General features: G+C 53.5%; 23 protein-coding genes. 12 read left to right on the top strand and 11 right to left on the bottom strand.

Annotated features, from left to right (window positions below; translation table 11 throughout):
* Positions 1–48 precede the first annotated feature (48 nt).
* The gene (locus tag DKB71_RS34470) at positions 49–1,674 is read right to left on the bottom strand and encodes an AAA family ATPase (protein WP_408602190.1); all 1,626 of its coding nucleotides are present in this window, start codon (positions 1,672–1,674) and stop codon (positions 49–51) included.
* A 138-nt stretch (positions 1,675–1,812) separates the two neighbouring features.
* On the opposite strand from DKB71_RS34470, the gene DKB71_RS34465 reads away from it, so the two are divergent.
* The 5 genes from DKB71_RS34465 to DKB71_RS34445 all read left to right on the top strand — a co-directional run bounded on the left by DKB71_RS34465 (position 1,813) and on the right by DKB71_RS34445 (position 4,980).
* Positions 1,813–2,025, top strand: a complete 213-nt coding sequence (locus tag DKB71_RS34465) for a hypothetical protein (RefSeq protein ID WP_408602189.1) — start codon at positions 1,813–1,815, stop codon at positions 2,023–2,025.
* 129 nt (positions 2,026–2,154) lie between these two features.
* Positions 2,155–3,054 carry a hypothetical protein gene (locus tag DKB71_RS34460; RefSeq protein WP_408602188.1) on the top strand — a complete coding sequence of 300 codons (900 nt, stop codon included), beginning with the start codon at positions 2,155–2,157 and terminating at the stop codon, positions 3,052–3,054.
* 83 nt (positions 3,055–3,137) lie between these two features.
* A complete protein-coding gene (locus tag DKB71_RS34455) occupies positions 3,138–3,701 on the top strand; it encodes a hypothetical protein (RefSeq protein ID WP_408602187.1) in 564 nt (187 codons plus the stop codon).
* Positions 3,698–3,940: a hypothetical protein gene (locus DKB71_RS34450; protein ID WP_408602186.1), complete on the top strand. Its 243-nt coding sequence runs from the start codon at positions 3,698–3,700 to the stop codon at positions 3,938–3,940. The genes DKB71_RS34455 and DKB71_RS34450 overlap by 4 nt, the downstream gene beginning before the upstream one ends.
* Positions 3,941–4,044: 104 nt before the next feature.
* On the top strand, positions 4,045–4,980 hold the full coding sequence (locus DKB71_RS34445; protein WP_408602185.1) for a hypothetical protein: 936 nt from the start codon (positions 4,045–4,047) through the stop codon (positions 4,978–4,980).
* A gap of 79 nt (positions 4,981–5,059) precedes the next feature.
* Here the strand turns inward: DKB71_RS34445 and DKB71_RS34440 are convergent, their stop codons facing one another.
* Positions 5,060–5,506, bottom strand: a complete 447-nt coding sequence (locus tag DKB71_RS34440) for a DUF6088 family protein (RefSeq protein ID WP_408602184.1) — start codon at positions 5,504–5,506, stop codon at positions 5,060–5,062.
* A gap of 138 nt (positions 5,507–5,644) precedes the next feature.
* Between DKB71_RS34440 and DKB71_RS34435 the strand changes: the two genes are divergently transcribed.
* From DKB71_RS34435 to DKB71_RS34410, 6 genes are all read left to right on the top strand, one after another.
* Positions 5,645–5,980 (top strand): hypothetical protein, encoded by a 336-nt coding sequence (locus DKB71_RS34435; protein WP_408602183.1) that lies wholly within the window; start codon positions 5,645–5,647, stop codon positions 5,978–5,980.
* Positions 5,980–7,488 carry a hypothetical protein gene (locus DKB71_RS34430; protein ID WP_408602182.1) on the top strand — a complete coding sequence of 503 codons (1,509 nt, stop codon included), beginning with the start codon at positions 5,980–5,982 and terminating at the stop codon, positions 7,486–7,488. The genes DKB71_RS34435 and DKB71_RS34430 overlap by 1 nt, the downstream gene beginning before the upstream one ends.
* 128 nt (positions 7,489–7,616) lie before the next feature.
* Positions 7,617–8,048 carry a hypothetical protein gene (locus DKB71_RS34425; protein ID WP_408602181.1) on the top strand — a complete coding sequence of 144 codons (432 nt, stop codon included), beginning with the start codon at positions 7,617–7,619 and terminating at the stop codon, positions 8,046–8,048.
* A gap of 75 nt (positions 8,049–8,123) precedes the next feature.
* Complete coding sequence (locus tag DKB71_RS34420) at positions 8,124–8,711, top strand: hypothetical protein (protein WP_408602180.1); 588 nt, start codon at positions 8,124–8,126, stop codon at positions 8,709–8,711.
* Between the two features lie 131 nt (positions 8,712–8,842).
* Positions 8,843–11,047, top strand: coding sequence for a hypothetical protein (locus DKB71_RS34415; RefSeq protein ID WP_408602179.1), 2,205 nt, complete (start codon positions 8,843–8,845; stop codon positions 11,045–11,047).
* Between the two features lie 282 nt (positions 11,048–11,329).
* Positions 11,330–12,364 (top strand): hypothetical protein, encoded by a 1,035-nt coding sequence (locus tag DKB71_RS34410; RefSeq protein WP_408602178.1) that lies wholly within the window; start codon positions 11,330–11,332, stop codon positions 12,362–12,364.
* Positions 12,365–12,492: 128 nt separating this feature from the next.
* On the opposite strand, the gene DKB71_RS34405 is transcribed toward DKB71_RS34410, so the two are convergent.
* Genes DKB71_RS34405 through DKB71_RS34370 form a run of 8 tightly spaced genes read right to left on the bottom strand, consistent with a single transcriptional unit; the run spans position 12,493 to position 20,244 of the window.
* Positions 12,493–12,882 carry a tautomerase family protein gene (locus DKB71_RS34405; protein WP_408602177.1) on the bottom strand — a complete coding sequence of 130 codons (390 nt, stop codon included), beginning with the start codon at positions 12,880–12,882 and terminating at the stop codon, positions 12,493–12,495.
* A 7-nt stretch (positions 12,883–12,889) separates the two neighbouring features.
* On the bottom strand, positions 12,890–13,516 hold the full coding sequence (locus DKB71_RS34400; protein ID WP_408602176.1) for an FMN-binding negative transcriptional regulator: 627 nt from the start codon (positions 13,514–13,516) through the stop codon (positions 12,890–12,892).
* A 28-nt stretch (positions 13,517–13,544) separates the two neighbouring features.
* Entirely contained in the window at positions 13,545–14,804 is a 1,260-nt protein-coding gene (locus tag DKB71_RS34395; RefSeq protein WP_408602175.1) for an NAD(P)/FAD-dependent oxidoreductase, read from the bottom strand.
* The gene (locus tag DKB71_RS34390; protein ID WP_408602174.1) at positions 14,797–16,098 is read right to left on the bottom strand and encodes a SidA/IucD/PvdA family monooxygenase; all 1,302 of its coding nucleotides are present in this window, start codon (positions 16,096–16,098) and stop codon (positions 14,797–14,799) included. Before DKB71_RS34390 ends, DKB71_RS34395 begins: the two co-directional genes overlap by 8 nt.
* Complete coding sequence (locus DKB71_RS34385) at positions 16,095–17,471, bottom strand: diaminobutyrate--2-oxoglutarate transaminase family protein (protein ID WP_408602173.1); 1,377 nt, start codon at positions 17,469–17,471, stop codon at positions 16,095–16,097. Before DKB71_RS34385 ends, DKB71_RS34390 begins: the two co-directional genes overlap by 4 nt.
* Positions 17,472–17,486: 15 nt before the next feature.
* Positions 17,487–18,530 carry a Rieske 2Fe-2S domain-containing protein gene (locus DKB71_RS34380; RefSeq protein ID WP_408602172.1) on the bottom strand — a complete coding sequence of 348 codons (1,044 nt, stop codon included), beginning with the start codon at positions 18,528–18,530 and terminating at the stop codon, positions 17,487–17,489.
* 39 nt (positions 18,531–18,569) lie between these two features.
* The gene (locus DKB71_RS34375; protein WP_408602171.1) at positions 18,570–19,421 is read right to left on the bottom strand and encodes an oxaloacetate decarboxylase; all 852 of its coding nucleotides are present in this window, start codon (positions 19,419–19,421) and stop codon (positions 18,570–18,572) included.
* A 52-nt stretch (positions 19,422–19,473) separates the two neighbouring features.
* On the bottom strand, positions 19,474–20,244 hold the full coding sequence (locus DKB71_RS34370) for a sulfite exporter TauE/SafE family protein (RefSeq protein ID WP_408602170.1): 771 nt from the start codon (positions 20,242–20,244) through the stop codon (positions 19,474–19,476).
* Between the two features lie 104 nt (positions 20,245–20,348).
* On the opposite strand from DKB71_RS34370, the gene DKB71_RS34365 reads away from it, so the two are divergent.
* Positions 20,349–21,248 (top strand): LysR family transcriptional regulator, encoded by a 900-nt coding sequence (locus tag DKB71_RS34365; protein WP_408602169.1) that lies wholly within the window; start codon positions 20,349–20,351, stop codon positions 21,246–21,248.
* 102 nt (positions 21,249–21,350) lie between these two features.
* On the opposite strand, the gene DKB71_RS34360 is transcribed toward DKB71_RS34365, so the two are convergent.
* Positions 21,351–21,788: a hypothetical protein gene (locus tag DKB71_RS34360; RefSeq protein WP_408602168.1), complete on the bottom strand. Its 438-nt coding sequence runs from the start codon at positions 21,786–21,788 to the stop codon at positions 21,351–21,353.
* Between the last annotated feature and the right edge of the window lie 22 nt (positions 21,789–21,810).

Here is a 21,810-nt window from a genome sequence, read left to right as displayed (position 1 = left end):
GGGAACACTAAGCTTCCCTGGAAGGGATTTGAGGGCCAGTAAATCCCTTTAGACCTTTTCCGGCATATGGATCGCCCGGAACATCGCACATCGACGGAACAGCTCAATATCCAGCGGCTCACCCTTTGTCGTGGTGACCCTGAGCGCCAGCCTGAAAAGCATCTTGATGTCCCGTGGCGCGATCTCGGGGAAGGCGTCGATCAATTTACTGATCAGTTCGTCTGACAGCGGCGACTTGAACTGCTCAGCCATTACCTTCCAGATGGCCACCGTCCGCTCTTTCTCTGGCAGCTCGTAGTTGATGATCGCGGCGCAGCGGGAAATGATTGCGTCGTCGATGTCATTGGAACGGTTGGTGGTCATGAACAACAGCCCGTCGTAGTACTCCAGCGAACGCAGGAACGTGGCCACGACGGCGTTATGGTTCAGATCTAGACCGCGACTAGCCACGAAGACGTCAGCTTCATCGAGCAGCATCGGTACACCCCAACGCTTGGCCATCTGGAAGGTTGTCTTCAGGTTCTTGTCGATCTCTTCTGCGCAGATACCCAGGGTGCCGGAGTGGATGGAGAGAAGGGGCTTCTCGATCAGTTCTGCGTAGACCTCTGCGGTGAGCGTCTTGCCGACGCCAGGCACACCTTTACACAGGATGACGTTGCCGGCGCTCTTGCCTTCAACGAAGTCAGAGACAAAGGCCCCGAGATCGGTGGTCAGAACATCGAGCAGGTCACGGTGCGTATCCGGCAAAACTAGCTTTTCGCGCAGCGACTTGTCGTAAGTGTGCAACGTTAGGGCGTCGGCGTTGGCCCAGAGGAACTCATGGGCGTCCAGATCGTACACGCGGATCAGCGGGTGCTCGGGTACTTCGCCAATACCATTTGCCGTAGGGTGGTCGTCGAAGAGGCTCGACTCGACGGAGTTGTCCATCGGGCCAAAATTTGACGGTTCAAGATCATGGATGACCTTGCGAGCGGTGAGTTTCACCCCACGGCGCTCCCAGTTGTTCTGCTCAAAGCGGTAAGCGGCGCCGGTCAGTCGGAATTGATGAGCGAACAGGCCGACCTTTGACTCGCGGTAGCGAATGCTCTGCTCGAGATAGGCTTCCTTGAGCGACGGGGTTTCCTTATAGATTCCCTTGGCCGATAGGATCGACTCAATCTTCCTCCTGGCCACGTCCTGGGCATAGAAAACGTGCTGTGCCCGCGAGTTGCCGACCTTCTCCTTTTTGCTTGAGTCGAGCAGGCCATATCGGCAGGTGTGAATGGTTACTGTCGGCTGCCCATTGGAAATCTTGCCAAGGCCCGCATCGTAAGCAACCCTGGTCACCAGCTCGGGATAGATGAAGCCGTCGTCGTGCTCTACGTAAAGCCAGCCATCAATGATGTTGTGTTTGAGAAAGCGCTCCAGGATGTTTAGGAACGCTTTGAAATTCGGTACTGGCTTGGAGAAGTCGCCAGATCTGACGTACAGCATGGCCTCGGCGGCGCGTACAGCCTTGGTGTCCTTCTGCTCGGTAGCGGAAGTGATGATCTCTTGAATGTCGGAGGGGGTCAGGGCATCTACATCGATGATTACATCGCGTTCTATGCCTAAACGGACGGCGTTATCACGATGATATTTGAACGCTTCAGACTGCGTGCCCTGAAGGGTGGCCACGGTGACGGAAAACGACATCTTCAATCCTTTAATTCGTAGTAGACCAGCCACCGGTATAGACGACCGGCGCCATGAATCACGGCAAAGAAATGAGTCGACGACCCACACCCTGTCCGTTATGATTGGGAAATATACTTCCCGAAATGATGCTTGTCCATGAAAATTGAAGCGATCATCCCGATGTCCAGCGCAGCCTTCAAAGAAGAGATGACTAAGCGCGGCTGGGATTCTGTAATGCTCGGCAAACGCTGGGACTTGAGCACCCGTAGGATCAATCAGATCATTTCAGATCAAGGTCGACCAGGTCATTATGATGATGCGGTTATGGCTCTGCCATTTATCATCATATGTGAGAAACAGATTTCCTAATGAAGCTGCCTAGGCCTGGCCCAAATGTCGGGTTCAGGCTAGCTTAAACATTCAGTGTAAATTGCCAGGGTAAGGCTGGCCTGACGTTCATCGCACAGGCCATACTTAAAGGAAAAAGGGGCTCCAACAATGCTAATCCGCGAAGACTTTCCATCGGTGTATGCGACCACAACTCGTGGCGCTGAACGCCAACGGCAGCGTTTCGAACAGGTGCTGGATCGCCTGAATGAAGGACTTTTGACCGGCTCGATCAGGAATGTCGAGATGAAGGACGTCAAGCGCTGGTGCAGTGATATTGCCCGCGACCTCTGGGACGAGAAGGTTTCGGATGTGCACTTCAATTCCGGCAAGTATCAAAATCTGTCAGAGGATCTGAGAGATTTTTACTACTCGATCACCATCATGGGTATTCACAGCCTGTCCTCAATAGACAAGAAACTGAAGAAGACGAAGCTCGACCATCCAATGATCGACGCCATGCGTTCGCTTACGGCAGAGTTGATGCCTCTGGCTACAACGATTGATTCTCTAAAAGCCGGCGTAGTGATGGGTAGGGCGCCGAGTACCGAGCCGCCTAAGCCGGTCAATCCGAACAAGGTGGTTAAAACCTGCCCATGCTGCCAACGCGCAATCGCGGTTGTCGGTGGCACTATGGCGCACCACGGATATGAGCGTCGTGGGAATGGCTGGCAAACCCAAAGTTGCCCAGGAATTCGCTTTCCTCCAATAGAGGTTTCAAGTGCCGGCCTGAAGTGGATGATTGAAAGCCATGAAGACTGCCTCAAGCACACCATCAAGCTGCAAGCGGAGAAAGACTCCGTGAAAAGCCTTCCAATCAACATTGCCGGCAACGTTGTGACGATCACCCCGGACAGCTCCCGCTGGAGGAACTCATTCCGTGCGTACGAGGAACGCCTTGACCGCGATATCACATGGTACACAGACGACCTGGTGATGATGAGAAAACGCCTGGCTGACTGGAAGCCTGAGGTCGCGCCGGCTAAGGAAGACGATAGCCCATCTCCTTGATGGGTTAGGGCCGGGTGCACAGCGGCTGATCGAAGTGCTCCCGGCTCAATGTTACAATTGGGTAAGGCTACAAGGAGCGTAAAATGAAAATCGATTTAATCACCGCCGATACCGGCCCCCTGATTCACCTCGCGGCTATCGGGAGGCTGGATCTGCTAAAGAAGGTTGGCCACGTCCAAATTCCTGACCTGGTGGTCATGGAGGCAACCGTTCCAGGCAAGCCTGGCTCCGAAGAGATTCGCGAATGGATCCGTCAGGGTATCGCCGATGGTCACGTATCCATGCCGGAGACGTCGACCGGTGAACTGTTGAGGCTGGCGCGAATTACCAAACCGGATCACCGCATCAAGGACGGCGGGGAACGAGCGATCCTGGACTGGCTCATCGACAATGTCGAGAAGGCTGATCAGTCTGCGATGGTTGTGTATGAAAACGGCAAGGTGCCCAAGCTCATTCAAAATCACGACTCGGAGCTACACTCGGCGGTCTACACAACGCGAGCCTTCCTGTCATACTGCGAGCTTCGAGAATTCATCCCAAGCGCTGAGAAACTCTGGGGAGAGCTAGTGGGCAAAGTACCAACCATCAACCAGAAGAAGGATGTCTACCTCTCCGGTCGACTCGTAGACGAAGGTTACAAGCCATGAAAGCATCCGAACTGTCCCCAGAAGCACTCGCCGTCATACGTCGTTATGCAGATGGAATGGACACAGCCGAGGCGGTTGCCTACATCCTCTGGCAGGACAAGCTTACGCCCGGCGAGCCTGATCCAAGGGCCGCAGACGTGATCTATTGGTCGAAAGAACTTGGCTGGGGCATTCCCACCGAGTCAGCCGAAGAGGCCATGGCTTCAGCTCGTAAGGCAGTCGAGCGCTTCAACGAGTAGCGGTGCTTCGCACTCACCGGGCGACCATCGCTCGGTTGCGCCGGCTAAGTACTGTATTTTTCTACAGTGGCGTTATAATGGCCTCCTATTCAACGCAGGAGGCCATGGATTTGGATCAAAACGTCGTAGTAATAGACAATTACGAAGAGCTCGCCGGCAGGCCTGGGTTTGCCCCATCGCTGTCATTCCACCCTCAAGGTGATCGCAAGTTCGGCAGCGTAGTCGCGCCATATCGCTTCAGAGACACGATTGCGTGCGGGATAAAGTCGTGCCACACCCAGCACATGAAAGGCTACCTGATCACGACTAGCGACGGCCTGGAGACAGGTATCGGGATCGACTGCGGTCGCAAACACTTCGGTGTTCACTTCACCCGCCAAAAGAAACAGATCGATGATGCTGTTCAGCGTAAGCGCCGGATTGACACCGTCATGCGTGCTGTCCAGGAAATCCCTGCCTACCTGGTTACCGTGACGGAGCTGAAAAGGGACTATCAGCACCTGACCGACCTGAAGCGACGGTTCATGGATGTCGTTGGCGTTCGTGTCTTCGCAGAGCTCAAGGAGCGGGCGGATCGTGGCAATACTTTGATCACAAAATCCGTTCCGATGACAAAATCCGAAGCTGAGGCGCATTTCGCGACAACTAACCGCAAGAAGGGTGATAGAAAGGACTGGCCAGAGAAAGAGGTTCCAGTGGCCAAGCTGGACGGCCTGGAGTTCATCCGTACCAAGTTCACGGACATGCTCGTCACCAACCTGATCAAGCCCCTGGAGCGCTTTGCCGCCACCAAGCCTGGCGATGCCGAGAAGATGCGACCACGGGCGCTGTACAACGAAGCCAAGTGGATCGGTAAAGTCCCAGGCGATATCGCCAAAGCGCGAGAGGTCATCCGGGCCGGCAATGCGTTTTTTACCTCTGAAAACCTGATGAAACTGGTACATCTGGAAGTGGACATCCAGCCGCTGGGCCCGATGCTTCAAGACTTGAGGGAAGCCGAGAGATTGCTTGCGGCGGATCAGAGTCAACCAGACGCTTAACTCCGGATGAGGCCTCAGTGACAGGTGATCGGGTCACTGAGGCTACGCCTCTACAATGGTTTCCTTTTGGCGTTCTCACCTATGGCCTGGTCGCAGGTCGGTCGCGTTTTATCCTCCGCGAGGCCACTCTTTCATAGTGAATCTTTGTTGGGCCGTGGCCGATTTTTCTTGTTGTTTTTGATGCGCCCACGTTAAGAATTGGGATCATTGGAACCTGGGTGCTTTTCCCGGAATACAGATCTTTGTATCGGGTACCCATTTCGACCTCAATGCCTAACTTTTTGAAGGCTGTGAGGCCAATTTTCATCATATTGTCAATTGGAATGGCATTACCCGTCATGCTTGATACGCGTGAAGGGGAGTAGAGGCCTACACCAACACGGACTAAACATTTCTCCCTGATCAGTTCGGCTAAAGCACGCGATACTTGACCTTTGCTCCCGAACTGAGCGAATTCAGCTCTCGTGTAGACCGGGTCTTGAAGAACTCCCATGAAGCTCACGATTTTTTCCTTGGTCGATGTCATTGCTGAGCCTATAAATCCTTTTATTTTTCGCGCTGTGTGGTCTGAATCATATCTTGAACCGAAATTTTAGCAGGTGCCTAGCATTTAAAATGGCTCGGAGCTATCATTCTACTCACTAGTAGGATAAAGGATTGGGTCATGAGCTCAAATGGCGTTGCGGTGGCAATTGGCGGGGCTTGCCTGATCATAGGCGCAGCTGCGGGTTACGTAACCAGCGGCATCAGAACCAAGTCGGCCATGGATGAGCTCGTTCGTGAGAACAACGAATTGAGGCACCAAATGGCGAAATTGACGGATGTGTTCAAGAACGCCTCTGGGTCGATTGTCGAGGCCATTGCCGACGTCGTATCAAACCCGCCAAGAACCTTGGCCCAGCTGGAGGGGCGCCTCAAGAGTCACCACCTGTTCCCATCCCAGATCGTACAGATCATGGACGAGGTTAAGCGCCTGGGCATACTGAAGGCGACCGTGTGATGAACGACATTGAAGCCACGCTGGCCGAGATTGGCGGACAGGAGATGGTCGACGAGTACAGAAGGAAGCTTGCCGAGCCGATGGCCAAGCCCCTGCCGCATGCGAGCATTGATTCCTTTTCCATTGGCTACGCGATGGTTATCGGCGCCGGCGCGTGCGCCCTCGATCTGATCCTGGACAACGCATTCCGCCAGGACATGTTGGACAAGCATTCCGAAATCACGGATGACGCGCTTCAGCGTGAGCTTGAGAAAAAGGTGAAGGACAAGCTCAAGGAACTTGGTCTTGAGTCCGACAGCGGCCTGCCAGGGATGTCGATTGATTGGTATGAGAAATTGAACGACGCGTTGGGACTTAAATCCCCGTATCGACTCAGACCATCCAACCACAGGATCTTGAACCACACAGACGTCCGCACCATCATCGAGATGCTGATGAAGGGCGAGGCCGGGATAGGGGAGATGGCGTTCAAGATCTTTCCTGAAATGACCAGAGAAGCAGCGACTGAACTGCTTAAGCTTCACTTGGACGCCGACCGCACATCACCGGCGAGCCTGCCCTTGAAGTTCATGTCGTGGTTGTGGGAGCAGGGCATCAAAGCCGGCAACCCGGCCACGGTAGGTGAGCCACACCCGTTGTTTAAGATGCTCCAGAGCATGACTGGTAACCTCGACTGGTCGAAATGGCTCAACAAGTTCTTTGGCGAAGGCCTCATACCTGAGGGTGCCACCCTGGGTGAAGCGATGCTTAAGCTTTACGACTCCGGTGCGTTGAATCAACGCGTCTTCTGGACAAGTGATTTAGGCGCCGCTCTTGGCGGAGCGAAGAGGCGAATCCTTATTGCCACAACCATGGAGCTGGGCGTCGAGCTTTATGCGTTCCTCGAAGGCGTGAAGAAGGGCCACATCTCCTGGAACGGCGGGGTTCAGTTGATGGCCAAACAAATCAAGGCCTGGCGCGATCAGCCCAAGTACATCGACATGAAGCTCATTGCACAGGGCTTTGCGGCTTCTGGGGGAATTGTCCGGGCCGGGTTAACTGGCGATGTCCTCCAGATCAACTACTTTTCCCTGGGCGTGATGATGAAGCACCTGTGGTCGCATGGCGGCGTCACGCGCCGGCACATGGACAGGCTTGTCGACTTTTCCCGTCAGGACGCCGCTGCCATTATGGCGGACTTCTCAGTCAGCACCGGGATCCCGGTACGCCCTAAATTCACGGTCATCCAAGGAGACATGCAGATGGACAGCAGCCTTAGAACTCGACTTATCAAAGCCGGTTGCCACTCCACTCGCGTGCGGGTCTTAATCCAGAACCTGCCCGAGCCAATGGCGGCTGTTGTGGAGCGATATGAAAAGGCATCCAAGAAGGCCAATGGAGTCGGCAAGCTTGAAGCGGTTTTCGACACCATCTGCGAAAGCTGGTACCTGGAGGATGTCGATGACGATCAGCAAGCGCTGAGGCAGCTGAAGGCTGACCTGACGAAGGTTGAGAAACAGCTGGGTTGACCGCAAAAGCGATTCTGTCAATTCAGTGTCGCTATGATGGAATTCGAAGGTCATTGGTAATTCTAAATGGCCATCCTATTGTCGGTGTGGTCTTCTTGCGGCTCCCCAACCCGTGAAGGCCACACTCGATGCTCGTTCTGAAGTTAGTCGCAATGCTGTTCGCCTGCTATGTGCTTTGGCGGGGAATCGCCCGCTTCCGCCCAGGGCTACAGAAAGCTGTTGCTTGGCTGTTGCTGTGCATCGGCGTTGTGGTGGCCACAGTCTTCGGTACCACCACTCAATGGGTACTCCCAGGCTTTCAGGGAGCGGCACTTGGCGCTGGGGCCGGCTGGGCAATCGGGCTATTGATTTTTTCCTTCATCGGCCCGCAGGGAATTGTTCCTCTGGGTATCGCCATCGGCGCAAGGGTGATGGCGTTGATCTTTTCGGGTGTCGGCGGTATCAGTGGGCTTGCCGGCAGCATCGGCCCAAAGACGGTTGTTTCCATTCCGGCCATGATTGTCTGGGTTCCAATCGTGGTGCTGGCGTTTATTATCTATGGACGTGCCAAGAAGGCCTAGGTGCTCCCCATAGAGCTAACCGGTGCGGTTAGCTGAATCCACGGTTGTGGTAAATTGCCTGGTCAGTGAACAACCATGGGCATACCCGTGAAGACAAAACTCGTCAGAGACAGTAAGCGCATTGCCTTAGTGGTCGACCGTATGGAAGAACAGGGTGCCGAGCCACAGGTACTCGCAGCACTGACCAACATGCACGACTCAGCGTGTTGGTACCTGATCGACATCCGCCTAAGAAGCCGGCCTGTTGCTAACGAATACTCCGGATCTGGCCGGGCCGAGGACTTCCTTGCCGAGTTCGTCTCTGAGACACCTGAAGAGTTGGCCATAGCCAAAGGTATGCTCCGCGAATTCGAAGAGCGCGACGGCGGGCGACTGCTCTGGTGCACCTATCGCGGGATGGTAGTGGGTGCGCTCAGTGTAGACGGCTACACGCCTGTCTCCAGCGAGAGCTTCTACAAGCCTCTCTACCACTCGGAGGAGAAGGGACTACAGCTGCTGGAGGGTATACGGGCCTTCTGGGAGCAGTACGATGGCAAGATCGAGGATGCTGCCATCGACAACATCCATGCCCAGCCAACAGAGTCAGATGTGTTGCACACGGTTATCAGGCACCAGAATGTTCGCGAGCGCAACAACACCGGTATTACATCGTTGGAGCCTTAACGGCTCGCAGCTGCGCTTTGTTCTGTAGGCATGCCATGGAAAATGCAAACAATGGCTGTAAAATGCCAGGAATTATAGTGCCGAAACCCGTCAGTACCGTCGAATTCAAGCGAAAAATAATGAGTGCCGCCATGAATGCTTACACTGATCAGGCTACAGATCCGGATCACCAGGTAAGAAGTGAAACCGGCATGTCGAGTTTCTTCGAGATCCTGGGGATGCTGGACAACCTATCCAGCGATGTCGTTGAGAGAGCCTGGGAGCGGGTCTATGAGACGATCTACAGCCGGAACGATCCAAGACAAGAGCTTGAGTTCGTTTTTGTCCGTGATCCACATAGAGAGCCCACGGCGCACTTTGGCCACTCGATTCCGTCGATTTATGAGAAATGCTTGCTCAAGATAACGACCATCGGCGGGAGAGATGGGCAAATTGCCGAGTCCCATGACACTCTTGTCGAAAGAGTCTTGCACGGCTTTCGGTATCTTCTTGTACGCAAGAGCACGCAGGCTGTGTACGCCCTTGAAATGGAGAGGCCGACCCAAAAAATCGATCTCGATTCCCGCCTATCCCTGGACGGCGTGGATTTTCAGAAATGTATGGCGGTTCTAGGGTACGACATTCCTTGGAGGATGACGCTTACCGTAGATGCAGGTTGGCGCCGAGCATATTCGGCATTGGATCGGGAAACACGGCTTACTCGGTTTATTGGCTTATTCTTGCGCGAGCCAAGGCTTACCGAGCGCCAGCGCGAACTTTTCAGGCTCAGGGATACCAATGGTCAACTATCTATGGCCAGCATCCAGTTCGATGTTTGGGGAAGAGATCCGGTTGAAGAGGCTCACTTCGTAAATATGGCTGGGTGCATCGTCAATGGGCTCGGGCTGCCGTGCTCAGGTGTTGCCACGGTCATTCCAACAGCGGATGCCATACAACTGATGCCAATCACGCGCCCGGCAGCCCCGTGGGGTAGCGGCGGGATGCTGTATAGAACGACAGATGGAAAGCTCTTCCCGTATTCGATGAGCAGCCGTGAATTCAGTGGAGGTGGCGGGGGCGACTTGGTCAGTTATCAGGATGAAGGCGATCTGCGTGTTTATCAGGACGAGAGCAGCAAGGCCCTGGTACGCGAATACGGCGAGAAACTGGAGATTTCGAGGATACGCATCGGGTCTGAGAGGGATTTCGTCGAGGATCAATCCAGCGATGTCAGCGGGTTGTTCACGCATATCCTGATGAAGCCGTCGCCGGAGTATGCGGTGAATATGCTCGACACGCCGCTTGGTGTCTCTGTGCCGGTACATTTCGAAAATGAGATCAGGTTTCTATCACTTCTCTGTGACCAGGTCACGGAAGGTTTCGACAGGCCTTTTGTCTCTCATTTTCTGAATGAAGTGCTGAAGGCGACCTTTAACCATTTCGATGCCGGCAGCCCAGAGAATGGAAACTTTCCGAAGATCTACCAGGCCGGTTTCTGCAAGGATGTCGACCAGGCTCTCCTAGAGCTCAGTCAAGGCGCTCCTTACACCTGGTGGGAGGCTGTTGATGCATTGCACGAGGCAGGCAATTCCCACGCTGCGGTGTTGGCGCAGAGGTATGCAATACCTAACCTGACTGACCTGTGCTACGTCCTTAAAACAAACGATTTACTGGAATACAGGTACGGTCGAATGACATGCGACTGCCCTGGGGTGTCGATCAGGAGTGTTATTGCCGATGAGATTCAGCGCCTGATCAACCTTTGGCCATCGCTGTCTGGGCCAACAAGCATTGATTTTGGTGAGGCTAATCTGAAGTCTGTCTGGATCGATGCGGCTGGTAGGCGGGCAGATGAGATCGGTGCCGAAAAGGTTGGAGCAATCATGTTTCTTCAGGCAAGAAAGATGTTGTGTGACCGCTATTACTCATCACCGTACGTCAGTGGCGGTTACCATCCGCCATCACGATTCCAGGAATACCACCGTGAGCAGTGGATGCGCGGGATTGCGAACGTCAGGCAAGTCAGTTTTGGTGAATGCAGAGCAATCCATAGAAACAAATGGGTGGCTGAGCAAGTCATATACGACGCCAGGTATTCCAATAAGTGCGCTGTTTTGATGTCCGTAAGCACTCGGGAATACAGTCCGTCTGATGATTTTTTCAGAGCTCTGAGTTCCCTGGTGGTCTTGAGCCCCCATCAAGCGAATGAGGACATGCTGCGCCGTTTCGACAGTTACTGTGAACGCCCACAGGAGGTTGGTGGCGGACTCAATGTGCTGATGGCAAAGCGAGGTTGGGAAGGAGGCGTCATTCGTCAGCATCTGGTCTTGCCGAGCTCTCCACCCATCAAGTCGTAGCAGACGAGGTCACTTGTTGCGAACAAAGGCGCCAGGCTCTGCTGGCGCTTTGTCATTCATGGGGCGCATCAAAATTCCGGTGAGCATGTCAATTCAAGGCAATTGTTTTAAAGCCGTTTTCCGTGTGGTAGATTTCTGCCTGGCCTGTATCCGCCAGCAGCTCGCCCCACACCGGGAAGGCGAAGGATAACGCGACACCTGACTCAATCGAATTCGGTCTTCAGCCAGCGATTGGGCAATGCGAGCACCCATATAGTACCGCTGGCGACACGGAGCATCCGAATGCAAGACGATGACATTAAGGTCGTGAAGAATCACGCCTCGATTTTGATCGAAAGCCTCAAGCCTCATGGTGTTGTCCTCAAAAGGAGCCAAGCGCTCGAGGTCATGTCGAAGCTGGAAAATCGCACCGACTGGAACAGGCTGCGGGTCAAACTCCAGAATCTGGCCAAGCCGAAAAAGCCATCCAGGCCTACTGAAACGACCACGGATGCAGTGTGCATCGTTGGTGGCAGCCGAACGGATAAAACCGAAATCCTGAAAACACTGTTCGAGCTCGAATCGTTGGAGTGCGCGACGGCACCGATCCTGTTTAGCGTGAGCGGAAGTGGGCATACATTCGGTTCCCAATCAGATGACTTTTTCCGTAAGTCAGAGCGCCTGACCATTACCTATGACCGAAACGGTGTTATCGGTGCAGAAGAACTCAACTACCGCTCATTTTTTAGAGAGAGCGGTAGCAAGGGGCTCTTGGTAAATTTTGTGTCTTTGACAAAGGGGAGCCGGCTCGGCGTTGGTTTTGCTATTGCCCAGGTGCTGAAAGACCACCAAGCAATGTTTCCCTTCTACTGCAGAGGCAAGGTCGGATCACTGCTTATTGATGATTTTCATCAGATCGGTGAGGAGGAGCTGATTGAGGTGACAGCTGCTATACGTAGCTTTGCCAAAGATCAGCCGTTCTTCATAAGGTTGGTTGCTACTTCAACTTGTGGCTTCGCAACACCGCTGCACAGCCAACTTGATATGAACCTGACACATCTCATGAGTCCACGCACAAGGATACCAACAGAGGTCTCTGTAGGTACCCTTTCCGTCTTGACTGATCACGAAAAGCAGGTTGAAAGAAGGACGCTATCTTGTACAGCGGATTCCTTGGCAGATGCGAGGATTGTCGCCGATGTGGCTTGGTGGGTTAGGTACCTTGAGTACCATGGAAATGTCTATATGCCTGCTCGTAACAATGGTGAATCGCGTGTGGCCAGAGTGCCTGGACACTCACTTTGGTTCCGAGACCTGCGCGCCTCCTTGATCAGATAGCATATGAAGCAGGTGCCGGCAGATCTCTCGCCGGCCCCGTTTCGGTAGGGTGAAAGGGGGCAGGGGGCTCGCGACCCTTGGATGCGCTCAATCCTCAGCTACGAATGGAATGGTTGTCATGAGCGATATCAAATGGAAATAGCATATCCAAAGTCGATCTCACTCGCCGGCACTCCGCCACGCATACCCCAGTTCTCGGGCTCTTGTTCGAGTAGCAGTATGAGCGGGGCATGCTCAGAAATATTGAGCAGCGCAGCGATACTTTTACTGATCGACTGATAAAGCTGGCGCTTGGTTTCCAGATGGCGTCCTTTGAAGACCGTGATTTCAATTTGGATGAACTCACTGCGATCACCTGGGGAGCGGATGTGCTCTTTGTCATAGCAGACATACCGTGCCTGGAGCTCTTCGTCACTGACCTTGAACACCGATTTCAAGCAGCCATAAATCGTCTCGATAACGGCATGTTGGGTATCGGCGTCACGGCTAACGGGGTCTTCTACTCTAACGATTGGCATACTGACCTCAGTTTGAATGCGGCTTGGTCGCGGCGTTGATGAGCTCCATCAGGAACTCGGCATGTTCGTTTTTTCGGTCGTCGAGTAACCACTCAAGAGCCGCTGCCGAATCCGGTGAGGACTTGTCCTGAGAGAGTTTAAAGCGCCCTTCGGAATTTACCGGCTGTATGACCAGCCCAAGAATGTGCGGCAGGTTCGCTATAACCCGAGGGTCGCGCTCGTCGACCTGAAAATCAGATTCCTGCTTTGCTAGCCTTTTCGCGGTTTGCTTGAGGATCTCCAGGTTTTGGTGGGGAGCGTCCAGCACCGTGATGTTTGCCTGCATGTGAACGGCAAGGTAATTCCAGGTAGGGAGTTGGCGGGAGACGTAAGCCTGTGGAGGAATGTAAGCCGATGGCCCCATGAAGACGATTTGAGCACTCAGGTGCTGTTCGCCTTTGAATTGTGGGTTATTGCCGTCGACATGTCCGAACAGCGAGCCATCCGCCTGACGCAATAGGGGTATGTGACTGCAAAGGAATTGGCCGTCCCGGTGTGATGTGATCATTGCCAGCGGAAACACATCAATGAACCGGTCGATCATTCCCTGATCTACGGAACGGTATTGAGGGTAATGAAAGGGGCAGGCAGACATAGTATGTACTCGGATTTGAAAGATAAGATCAGGACGCAAGGGCGGTGCGACGTTGTTTCCGGCGATCAAGTGCAATGACCATTTGCGCCAGCCAAGTCATGGCGTTACCAGCCTTTAAAGAGCCTGAGGAGAGCGGCAGATGCAGGCCGTTGACCCCACAAAGTCGATCCATCAACGTTCGGCCCATCAGCATTGAAAGCGCAATGCCTCGACCATTACAGCCGCTCCAGCTCATGATTCGTTCGTCGTGATGGTGAATCATCGGCATACCGTCTGGAGTTAGGCCAACCCACCCAGCCCATTGTTGCTCTGGCTCTTGTACGACAGTGCCGTAGAGGTGCTTGATGCGATCCTGGAGCAATGCACTGCAATCGACAGAGTTCTGTAGCGGTAACCCGAAACAGCCCGTCAGCAACCTTGTAGGCCCTAAGCGGCGTGCAAACCACATGTCCTTGCGGTTGTCTGAAAATGGGAGCAGCTCTCCGCCAGAGGTCAGCTGCGGGACGGCGAAAGTCGCAAGCGTTAGGGCTAGCGGGCTAACAGCCCGCCGAGTCTTGCGGCTGGCGGCAGAACCATAGGCATTGCCGGCGATAAAAACGCGTCCAGCCTTGATCTCGCCCCGCTGCGTTTGCACAGCGACCCAGCCGTCCTGCGGTCGAACATCGAGCACACTGCAATGCTCGATGATCTGCCCACCTTTGCGGTTGATCGTGTCGGCCAGTTGGTACACGAATGCGAGGGGATTGATGGCACCTGCATCGCTAAAATGGAGACCCTCGGCATACTCTGGAGTCCCTAATGAGGACTCCAGCGCTTCAGGCTCCATGGGGTCGACCTTGACCCCCAGGTGCGTCCAATTCTTTGCCAGTTCAGCCGCCCCAACCTTCGTATCCCGAACCATTGGTTGCACCCAACCTTTGACTGTTAACTCCGATGGGGCGTACTCAAAAACAGACTTCGCTGATTCGCACAGAGCGGCCAAAAATGGAGTGGTATTCTCGCCAAGCAAGTTCTGGAGTGACACTGGTGTATGCCGCGATGGGATGGGAACAACGAAGCCCGAATTGCGACCGCTTGCCCCACAGCCGACGTACCCGGCCTCCAACACCGTCACCGAGAAACCTGACTCAAGCGCCCGTAGCGCCGCCGCTAATCCACCAATTCCCGCGCCTACTATCACAACGTCACTTTCAAACGGAAGGTTGCCGGCGCGAGCGGTACGGCAGGGCAGCTGGGTCTGCCAACAAGAGGGCGCCGCCAGCATTTCGCTTATGGCGAGTTTACGCATGGCGCTGTTCCATGGCCTTCAAGTTGCTGGCCAGCGATTGCACAATGTTTTGTGAACGTAACGCCAGCAAGCTGAATGAGCCTGCGTCCCCCATGCCGTGCGAAGACTCGCACAACCCGTTTAGGTAGGTGGGTAGGCCGTTCTGCAAATCGACCCGATAATCCCTGGTGATGGTCAGCGTGTCGATGTCATTTTCATGGGCGATTGGGGCCAGTATTCTCGGGAACGGCTCCTGTCGGTCACCGGTACCAAGGTCGAGAAAACCCGTGGCCAGAATAACCAAATCGAACGACTGGCTATGAATACTCCCTTGAAGATACTGCCGACTTTCGATTTGCACCCCGTTAGCGTTGGGTATGCAGCCGACCATGTCCTCACACGTTCGTAGCTGCAACTGACTTTCACCTTGAAGGGTTTGCTCATACTTACGCACATAGAGTTGGTTTAGGACATCAATGTCGGCAGACGAATAATTGGTATGCACCAGTTCCTGACGCAACCGCGCCTTATGTTCTGGGCTGGCGTTATGGAACGTGTCGACGAAGGAGGGGAAGTAGACCTCATCGGAAAACGGGCTGGTGTCCTTCTGGCGATAGCCAAAATTACGTGTGTACCCAACCACCTCTTGCACTCCAGTATGACCACTGGCGTGGAGCAAAATCTCTACCGCGCTCTGACTGCCGCCAATCACCGCTACGCGGCATCGCCCATTGGTGGCTGCCACAGCTTCGGCGAGGGCAGGCATATAGTCGTTCAAATGGCGTACGCGTCGATCTTTGATGTCCGCGAAAGGGGCCGGAATGTGAGGCGTACGGCCAGGGGCGAGCACCAAAGAACGGGCATGAAATACGCGGCCATCGACGCTACAAACTTTGTAGTGGGCGCCTTCGCCATTCGCTGGTTTGATTGCTTCCACCGATGCAGCTTCACAACCGTAGGCGACTTTGTCGTCAAAGAAATCTGCAGCCCAGGAAACGTACTGGGCGTATTCCGCACGCAGGGGATGATGCAATGGAAGGTTCAAATGCTCATAAAGGCGATCTTGTTCAAACAGGAAGTTCGTGAAGCTGTAACGGCTACGCGGATTGCGTGGGGTCACTAGATCGCGCAACGGATGATTCTGGATGTCTGAGCCCGGCAGCAGCATGTTCGGCTGCCACAATGGGCCTAAGCGCCTCTCAAGAAATTGGACGCTCATAGCCGGAGCCAATTCTTCCAGGGCGATTGCCAATGCGATGTTTGCTGGGCCAAATCCAATTCCCAGTACATCAACGATCTTTTCAGGAGTGCTCATGCCTGCACCTCCGCATGGCGAGTAACTTTCGTGACCTGAGAACTGACCATTTGCGAGGCCAGAGCACGGTCAAGCCGCTCTATTACCAGGTCAACTTCGGAGCTGGTGATTACCAGGGGCGGGAGGAAGCGCAGCACTGCTCCATGGCGTCCGCCCGTTTCAATAATCAGCCCCTCGTTCAGACAAGCACGCTTCACACTTGCAGCGATGCCTCCAGCCGCCTGCGGGTGACCCAGCGCGTCGACGCTGCCATCCGGCTCAATCATCTCCATGCCGAGCATCAACCCCCGTCCACGAACGTCACCGATGAATGGATAGCGCTTCTGAAGCTGCAACAGGCCTTGGCGGAGCTGCTCACCGACAACCTTGACGTGTTCCAGCAGCCCTTCTTTTCTGATGAACTCCAAGGTCGCGGCTCCGCTGACCAAAGCGATCTGATTGCCCCTGAACGTACCGGTGTGTGCTCCCGGCTTCCACTGGTCGTACTGATCCAAATACAGCAACAACGACAGTGGGTAGCCACCACCGATAGCCTTTGACAGCAAAATGGCGTCTGGCACGATATCCGCTTGCTGGAAGGCAAACAGATCTCCACTGCGACCAACACCTGCCTGGATTTCATCAATGACCAGTGGAACGTCGTACCGTTGGGTGATTTCCCTCACCTGGCGCAGCCAATTCGCGCTTGCTGGAATGCAGCCCCCTTCGCCCTGTATTGCCTCCAGCAAAACCATTGCCGGTTTGCCAATGCCACTTTCCGGATCGCTAAGGGCGTTTTCCAGGCAAACGAGGCTGAGTCGCTCTGTCTCTTCCGGGCTGGTGCCTGCGCCAAATGGACTGCGATATACGTAGGGGTAGGGGAGAAAGTGCACTTCACCAGGCAGGCCGGTAATCTCTTGTTTGGGTGCAAGATTCCCCATCATGCCCAGCGTGCCGTGAGTCATGCCGTGATAAGCACCTTGGAATACGATGATCGGGCGGCGTTTCGTCGCGGTTTTGAAGAGTTTTAGGGCGGCCTCGGCGGCGTCGGCTCCTGTAGGCCCACAGAACTGGATCTTCGCCCGTTTGGCAAAGGCCGGGGGGAGCATCTCGTAGAGCTCCTGGACAAAATGCAGCTTTGCCGGGGTCGCTATATCGAGGGCCTGTTGCAACTGCCCGGATTGCAAAAACTGAATGACACGTTGCTGGACAAATGGGTGATTGTGCCCAAGGGGAAGAGCCCCTGCGCAAGCAAGGCAATCCAGGTAACGGCGCCCCTCGATATCGACAACTTCAGTGCCTGCGCCTTTGCTCAGAACTCGTGGGATATTCCGGGCGTACGTGCGTGCATTGGATTCACGACGCGTGAGAAAATCGATAGATGATTCAGTCATGGGTGACATTCCTTGTCAGATGGAAACAGATTCAATGACCTGAGATTGTTTACTGGTGGATGCTGCTTCACCCAGCGCACGGATCCAGCGGCGGTACTCAATGCCCATTCGATCACTTACCACGTGCATTTCCGCGTGGGGGTCTAGCGGCAGGCGGGCGGGGCGCTGGGATTCGACAATACGGCGATCCTGTTCGAAAACAATGTTCTGCCGAGAAAGGATCTGTTCGAGCGTGAGATCCTGGCCGTAGTTAATAGCGACTATGAGCCAGATAATGCACTGCGATTCATCCACGGGAGTGGCATTGAAAAATGTACAGAAGCGTTCCGTTTCACCAGTTTTCTTGACGAAATATGCAGTCGTAGGATTCAGGACTGAATAGGTATAGCGGGCATTGACCGGTATCCCACGATGGTCGCCGTACGGTTGAAAGACGCAAATTTCAGAAGAGTGGAGGCCATGTTCGTCTTCCTTCACGTTGTACCGCTTCAGCGGTTCAGGTGCGTCCGGCAGACCATTGAGATTGGCATGCACAAAGGGAAAGTGTGATGCATCGATGAAGTTTTCGAGCGAGCGCAACGCATTTGCGTTGTAAAGGTATGGGCCCGCAAACACCTTGCGGAAGCTGTCGTCTTGCCACTGTGGCAGTTCAGGCAGCGGTCGCAGCGGTTTCTCCAAGCTAACCCAGATGTACCCGTAGCGCTCTTCAGCGAAGTGACGGAATATCAGGCGTTCTGATGATGGGCCCCTTCGCTCAGGATGTGCTGGGACTAATGTGCATTCGCCTTGGCTGCTGTAACGCCATCCATGATAAGGGCACTCAATCTGCCCTTGTTTGACGCAACCAAGTGACAGTTTTGCACCCCGGTGGCCGCAGTAATCCTTCCAGGCATTGACCTTTCCTTGCTCGTCTCGCCACAGAACCAATTCCTCGCCAAGCAAGCGCACAGCCTTGGGTTGATCGGCTCCGACATCCGTACTCAGACAAACCACATGCCATTGCCCTGCGAGCGCCCGGTAATCGAGTTCGTTGGGATTCCATTCGCCTTTGTATAACATGCCATCTCCTTGTAGTGCATATCAGCTAAAAGTCGGTTTTTACAAATCGTCGAGAGCCAGATACTTTGCAGTTTGAATAATCAACTCTCGCTCGGAAAAGCTCGTCAATTCAGCCGCCATGGCGTGGCTATCTCCAGCACGCTGGAGTTCAACCAGGGTTTTTTTCATGGCATGGATAGCTGCTCGCTGTAGATCCGATGGCACGATGACAAGTTGATAGCCGAGTTCTGCAAGTGCCGGCAGAGAAACGAGAGGGGTTTTGCCGCCATAGAACATGTTCATGAGCTTAGGGCCAGGAAGGCGTTGGGCAATAATTTGAATTTGCTCGAGGGTCTCCGGGGCTTCTACAAAAATCATATCGGCACCAGCCTCAACGTAACGCTGAGCCCTAACCAGTGCTGCCTCGAAACCTTCAATCGCAATCGCGTCAGTGCGGGCAATCACCAAGCAATTAGGGTCTTGCAAGCTAGCTCGCGCTACTTTGATCTTCTGGCACATTTCTTCGACATCAATAAGCGACTTGTTGTCTAAGTGTCCGCATCGTTTAGGGAACGTTTGATCTTCCAGGTGGAAGGCTGCTACGCCGATCCGTTCCAATGCTCTCACTGTTCGTTGGACGTTGGCAGTTCCGCCAAAACCAGTGTCGGCGTCTGCAATAACAGGGATATCGCTGGCCTCTACAATTTTTTCAATTCGCTCGACAACTTCAGTAAAACTCAGAAGCCCGATATCCGGATAACCAGAAGACCTGGCGATAGCGCCACCGCTTGCATACACGGCGTCAAAGCCAGCCAAACTTACTAGTCTTGACGACAGGCCATCATAGGCGCCAGGAGCCATAATGGTTTTTCCTGAATTCAATAGATCACGAAGAGCTTGAGCATTTTTCAATTGGAAACCTCACTTTAGATAGTTAATTACAGGCAGTTGTGCCAGATTCTTTTTAATTGATACCAAAATAGGCTCGGTACACAAGAGTGATGCCGCTAACCAATATGATAATGTTTATTAGTTTGGTGAACATGTTGCGAGACATTTTAAATGAGATGTGTTCGCCAGCCCAAAGTCCTAACAACAAAGCTGGCAACAAGTAGATCGCAGTCACAACTAGCGCAAGGTCGGCGTAGGCGCCTGCTATGGTGAGCATGGTAATGCGTACAAGTGTGCTAATTCCTATCAATGTGCTTTGAGTGGAACTCGCTTCCTCCTTTGTGCTTGTCCGGCCATTCAAATATATAGCGTAGAGGAAGCCGCCGCTGCCAAACAGGGCGCCAAACAGCCCGCCGCCAACACCTAGTGGCATCGCCCACGCTGGAGATATATAACTAGTTCGTACAGGCTTTGTGAGCATATACAGCGCGTATAAGGTTACGAAACATCCCATCGCGAGCATTAAGACGTCAGACTTTGTTTTTAGTAGCACCGCTATACCAGCCATGCTGCCGATTGCCATGAATGGCACCAGCCTAGTCAGTTCAATTCGCACGACATGTTTATGAGAACGCGCTAGCTTTCCAAATGCTGCCACGCAGTCAAGAAGCACTAGCAGGGGTATCGCTTGCGACAGAGGCATGTAATTCACCAAAATAGGCCCCGCTACCAGCGCCGTCCCAAAACCAGCGATTGAAAAAATCACGTAAGACAGGCAAATGGTTACGAACATAATTGCCAATGTTGCATTGTCAAATGGGGCGTGGAGAAAAGCGTCTGGCATTATCGAGATCTCCCTGGTGTGTTGGTTCATCACCCTACCCAACAGGACGAAAATCTACTAATATGAAAAAGACACATTTCTGATCACATTTTGGCATAGCTCTTATGATTTCAATGAAGCAGTTGCGATATTTTGTAGAAATCGCGGAACATGGAAGCTTCAGTGGCGCAGCGCAGAGACTGTTTATTGCTCAGTCCGCGTTAAGTCGACAAATGAAGGAGCTGGAAAGTAACCTTGGGGCGCTTTTATTCGAGCGCACCGCAAGGCAGCCTCAGCTTACACATGCTGGGATAGCCTTCTTGCCAAGGGCAAAAGCAATTTTAGTCGACGTCGACAGCGCAGCACGACTGGCTACTTCAGTAGGTAATGGTCTAAGCGGTACAATACGGCTTGGTCATGCCAGCACTGTACCGCTTATAGGGCGGTTAAAGGAGGCGCTTGGTGGCTATCTGGAGGACATGACTGATGTTAATATCGAAGTGTCGCAAGAGTCTTCAGAAACACAACTAATGAATTTGGTTAATAATCGAATTGATGTTGGGTTGTTTCGGTTGCCGGTGTTACATCATTTAGATGACATCAAACTTATTACGTTGTTTAGTGAGAAGGTTGTCGTGGCAGTCGGCCAAGATCATCCTCTGTCATCAAGACAATCTATATCACTTGCCGAGTTGCGAGATGAGCCATTCGTTTCGATAGCTCATCCAAAACGCGGTGGGCTTAGTTATATGTCTTTTGAGCTTTGTGCTCGCGCAGGATTTACTCCGAAGTCAGCGCAGGTTTATTCATTAAAAACCACGCAGTCGTTGCTTATCCAGTCAGGCTTCGGCATAGCTCTGCTTCCCGAGTCGATGGTGAAAGCTTCTTCCTTGCATGCCATTGATATAACAGATGAGGGTTGTGAAAGCGGGATTGTCCTTGCTCATCACGAGCGGGATTCTACTCTGGTCACGGCTTTCGTTGATCACTTTCGAAATGCATTTCCGTCGATTGAGCCCTGCTAGGCGCCGAGGTCGAATTGACCCAGTCGCCAAGGGATCACTGATTGGTGCCGGCACTTCTTTCGCCGGCACCTCCCATACGATTTCCTGAAACTGATTTTTACCTTATGGTTTGCGCTGTTGCTCTGCCATCTTTTTCCAGGCTGCGAAGGCTTGCTTCAAGTCGCCTTGGCCATCGGCTGCTGCTGCGACTTTCATCAGAGCTTCCAGCTCGTCGGTTTTGATCATTGTCACACCAACTTCAGCCATGGTCTCGTTGACGAGCTGCTGCACGCGCTCGACGGTTGATTTCTCTTTCCCTGCCGGCGTGGGGTTGGGAGCAATGTCATCCCAGAATTTGAGTTTTCCAAGAAGCTCATCGCCGATGCTCCCAGCTGCATTCTTTGCCCTGCTAGTGGTCTCGTCAATGACGGTCGATACTAGGCGTTTCGCCAGATAATCAACAAACATGTCGGTGGCGATAGGTGCCAAATGGGCGACACTGAAAATTGCACCAAGAAGCATAGGATTTCCTTTTTTCGTTGAATAAATCAGCTCCCCCATGAATTTTGAGGGGCCTGGCCGG

Source organism: Pseudomonas sp. PLMAX (assembly GCF_046042685.1).
GTDB classification, from domain to species: domain Bacteria; phylum Pseudomonadota; class Gammaproteobacteria; order Pseudomonadales; family Pseudomonadaceae; genus Aquipseudomonas; species Aquipseudomonas putida_AE.
Note: the sequence above shows the minus strand (reverse complement) of the source record. Positions and strands in the feature narration are given on the sequence as shown.